Genomic DNA, 4,168 nt, shown 5'->3' on the forward strand with positions numbered 1-4,168 from the left:
CTCCGTGTCAATTTGTCCCGCCGTATACACCCCGTCCTGCATGCGCTTCTGGGCAAACTCATCTCTCAGCTTCACAATTTCCGCGGTAATGACCATGCCTTCCACCAGGTGGGGCGGGATAAAAACAATCCCTCTCTTTTTGGCAAGCACCACGTCCCCCGGCATGACGCTCACCTTGCCGATGCGGATCGGCACGTTAATCCCCGTGAGCATGGTTTCTTCCAGGAAGGACGGATGCCAGTCGCGGACAAACGCATTGAACCCCTCCAGTTCTTCCAGGTCTTCCCCATCCCGGAGCGACCCATTAAAAATGACGCCGTTTCCCGAATTGTCAAAAATGGAATTGCCCAGGTTACTCCCAATCAGGGTTCCCTGGGCAATCTTCCCATAAGAATCAGCGAGATAGACATCCCCCTCCCTGAGCATATCGATCGGCCAGGTGTTCATGGGTCCCACGTGGCCGGCCTGGGTCCCCTCGCGCTCCAGGCGCTGCATAATGTCCGGGCGCCTGGGCATATACTGGGCCGTCAGCACCTGTCCCACGATGGGTTGGTCGGGATGGAGTTTTTTCCAGCCGCCTTCATACTGGTTGTGATAGCCCTGTTCATATAAATACTGCCAGGCATCTTCTATTCTGATATTCTTCAGCCGTTCCAGCAGGTCCTGCGAAACATCGGGGCGCCCGTCCGGCATCCGCTCACCCTCCCACGCGGAGGTGTAAAACAGAATATCCTCCTGGGAGGCTACCAGATGATCGTTCCCCGGCGACTGTCCCGCGGCCGACATACCCAGCAGCAGCGACATGAATAAGGTCCAAATCAACACGCGTATCTTCATAAAAACAATGTTCTTTTATTAGTATTGCTATGTTTTAAATTCTAATGGGTCTTGCGGGCAAATCTCAATGTAAAAACAGTTTATTGTTCCTTTTGTCCGTATACCTCGATCCAGGATAATAAGCCGTTAAAACCCGGGCAGGATCCAAAGGGTTCTCAGCCATTGACTTCAGGAAAAAGTTAACCGGCGTTCCGGGTGACGGAACATGTATGAATCCCAAAAATCCTCTGTCATTCTTCATCATCATCCCACGGCGTTGCCGCCAGGCCGTTGAGATCGTAGACCACCGCCCCTTCCCGGATGGTCAACTCCGTCTCCAGTTTTCTGGTGCCATTCGGCTTGAAGTTTTCACTGGAATCCACAAAACGGAAATCCCCCTCCCGCATGCCGAAGACGGCCACGTCGGCTACCGCCCCCTCACTCAGGTGCCCCAGCTCCTCGCGCTGGATGACCTGCGCCGGGGTCCATGTCGAAGCCTCGATCACCTCCTGCAGCGACATGCCCATGTCCATCATCTTCGAGACCACATTCAGCATGTTCTTCATCCCGTCATTCATACTGCCGGTATGCAGGTCCGTGCTGATCGTAGTGGGACGCAGTCCCTGCTCGAAGGCCGGAATGGCTACCGGGTAGAAAAAGCTGCCCCCGCCGTGGCCCACGTCAAAGACAATGCCCCGCTCCCGGGCTTCCACCATGCCCGCCCGGAGCTCGTTGTTCTCGTCAATCACGGACTGACGTCCCCCGTGCACATCACTGCCGCCCCCATACATATGGGTGTAGATATCACCGGGTCGCAGTACGTCCAGCAGCAGCTTCTCCAGCGGCAGCGGAGGCGATGCTCCCCCGAAGTCAACCATCACCGGTACGTCCGCGCGCTCGCCGGCCTCCACCGCCCGCTCGTACGGCTCCCACTCATGCCCCCGGTAATGAGCGATTTTTACCCCCACTACCTCGGGATACTGCCGGGCCACCAGGGCGGTCATCTTCGGGTCCATGTCGTTATTATTTTGCTCAATAGCGCCCCCCTTCATGCCGCTGCCAATGATATTAAGGAACGACAGGACGCGGGTTTTCGAGCGGTCAATGACCTGCTTCTTAAAATGGTCAAAGTTACGCCACCCGGCGCCCCCTACATCCACTACTGTAGTGACCCCGGCCCGGAAGGTAAAACCATCGGGGGGGAGAGCCGTAAAGCTGTTGCTCAGGTATGCATCCGGCTCGGTGCCGTGATAGTGGTGCCCGTGAATGTCGATGAGGCCGGGCGTCACATACAGGCCTGCGGCATCAATTACTTTTTCGGCTTCCCCCGGTGAGAGGGAAGGCGCCACTTCCACGATCTTTCCATCACTGATACCCACATCCATCGGCTCGTCAACCTCATTTTTGGGATCGATAACATGTCCGCCTTTCAGCAGGAGGTCATAGGACTGGGCCTGAAGGACGGAACTGAAAGCAATCAGCATCCATCCCAGCAGCGCTATTCTGGTGATCGCCGCGAAACCGGTGATGCCGGTTCCCATGCGATTGTCATATACTGCGGTTTTTATTGTTTCCATCACTGATCATTGGTTAATAGTTATAAAAGGTCGTGTAGGATGTATCACGGTAAAAAAGGTACCAACAGAAGGGATCCAGTGTAGTCGGGATCACGTACTCATGGAGCCATTACTCGTTTAAAGCCGCGATGCAGTCGATTTCCACCAGTGAGTCCCCGGGAACCCCGCCGTAGGTGGCCACCGTCGTACGCACGGGAGGACTGTCGCCAAAACGTCCCCGGTAGGCGTCATTCATCTCATCATAATCGTCGAGGTCGGCCAAATAGACATTCACTTTCAGCACGCGGTCCATCGACGAGCCGGCCTTTTCCAGCTCTTCCTCCAGCGAGTTAAGCACCTCCGTCGTATGCTTGGTGATATCTCCCTCTTCGTGGTACCCTTTGCCCGCAATGTATACGAGTCCCTCGTGGGTAACCGATCCTGAAAAAAGCGGGACCTCCTGTCCCCCGGCATCCGAGGCAGGAATGTGTTTGATCGAGCGGTCCTTTTTATCCGAAGGCGCCGCCTGGGCCACCCCGAACATGCCGGCCACGCCGGTCAGCAGTCCCGCAAATAACGATTTAATGATGGAGCGTCGCGATTGGTTTTTATTTGAAAAATCCATAATTGTGTGATTTGGTATTTAATGTAAATGTAAGTTAAGCGTTTGTTTTTTATACGTCTAAAGTATCCTGTTTATCCCTGCACTATGCACCATACTGCTTCTGATTGATTTCGGTAACTCACAAAAACTGGTACCATGGTAAAGCGCCGGTCCGCCGGTTCTCTTCTCCAGGAGGGACTCCCCGGGCAGAATAAACAGCATGCAGCGTTCAGAGGGACAAACTCCTTAAGAGCCCTGACATGTGATCCGTAATGCGTATTTATATTTACCGGGGAAACTTCTTCCTGTCAGTTGTTTTTCAGCGTCCAGCTCCGCCCCGGCTGCTCTGCCCGGAACGACTGGATATTGCCTGCATCGGCAACCGTCACGTACACGGTCCGGCCTTCCGGTCCGCCGAATGCAAGATTGGTGGTATTTTTACCTTCGACCATTGGTATTTCAAGCAGCACTTCGCCTTCCGGGGAGACCTTTACGACCGTCCCCTTCCCGTGGCGGGTAATATACAGGTTGCCATCGGCATCGCAACGCATGCCATCCAGTCCGTTGCCAGAAAATTCAATGAACAGCCGCTTGTTGCTAATCGCCCCTTCCTCAGACAGATCATACGCCCATACCTTTCGCTGCACCGACTCATTGACGTACAGCGTCTGTTCATCCGGGCTGACTTCAATGCCGTTGGTGGTGCCCATATCTTTTTCCAGGAGGGTGGTCGTGCCGTCGGGATCGATCCGCCACAGCTGTCCCGTGGATTCACTCCAGTTCGGGTCACTCGCATACAGGATGTCATTCGCTCCAATAGCGATATCATTGGGTTGATTCATTTCCGGTTCATGCGCATAGGTACTGATCTCCCTGCTGTCCATATCGACCTTCAGGATGTTGTGATTCACATAATCTGCGATCAGCATGTCCCCCTCGCTGTTGAACCTTATTCCGTTGCCAATACTTTCGTCGGACAATTCCACGAATACGCTGGCTTCTCCCCCCGGCGTAACCTTGCCGATCGTATGCTGCCGGTCGTAGTTAACCGCATACAGGTTTCCATCGCCGTCCACGGCCGGCCCTTCGGCGCCGGAGGTAAAGCTGCCGGGCTCCGTGAAATGTTCGGCGGTATAGATATACGTTTCCAGTTCTGCCGGTTTTGAGGTAACACATCCGCTGCCGGCCACGG

At 54.6% G+C, this 4,168-nt stretch carries 4 protein-coding genes; all 4 read right to left on the bottom strand.

Annotated elements, in window-relative coordinates:
* Window positions 1-837 (bottom strand): RraA family protein (locus ACESLU_RS12390; RefSeq protein ID WP_372638955.1); only part of this gene is annotated, 837 nt, incomplete at its 3' end.
* A gap of 230 nt (window positions 838-1,067) precedes the next feature.
* Entirely contained in the window at window positions 1,068-2,300 is a 1,233-nt protein-coding gene (locus ACESLU_RS12395) for an amidohydrolase/deacetylase family metallohydrolase (protein ID WP_372638958.1), read from the bottom strand.
* Window positions 2,301-2,502: 202 nt separating this feature from the next.
* Window positions 2,503-2,997 (bottom strand): RidA family protein, encoded by a 495-nt coding sequence (locus tag ACESLU_RS12400; protein ID WP_372638956.1) that lies wholly within the window; start codon window positions 2,995-2,997, stop codon window positions 2,503-2,505.
* A 287-nt stretch (window positions 2,998-3,284) separates the two neighbouring features.
* Complete coding sequence (locus ACESLU_RS12405) at window positions 3,285-4,166, bottom strand: SMP-30/gluconolactonase/LRE family protein (protein ID WP_372638957.1); 882 nt, start codon at window positions 4,164-4,166, stop codon at window positions 3,285-3,287.
* Window positions 4,167-4,168: the final 2 nt, after the last annotated feature.

Origin of the sequence: Fodinibius sp., from assembly GCF_041642155.1 — a bacterium.
GTDB lineage: Bacteria > Bacteroidota > Rhodothermia > Balneolales > Balneolaceae > Fodinibius.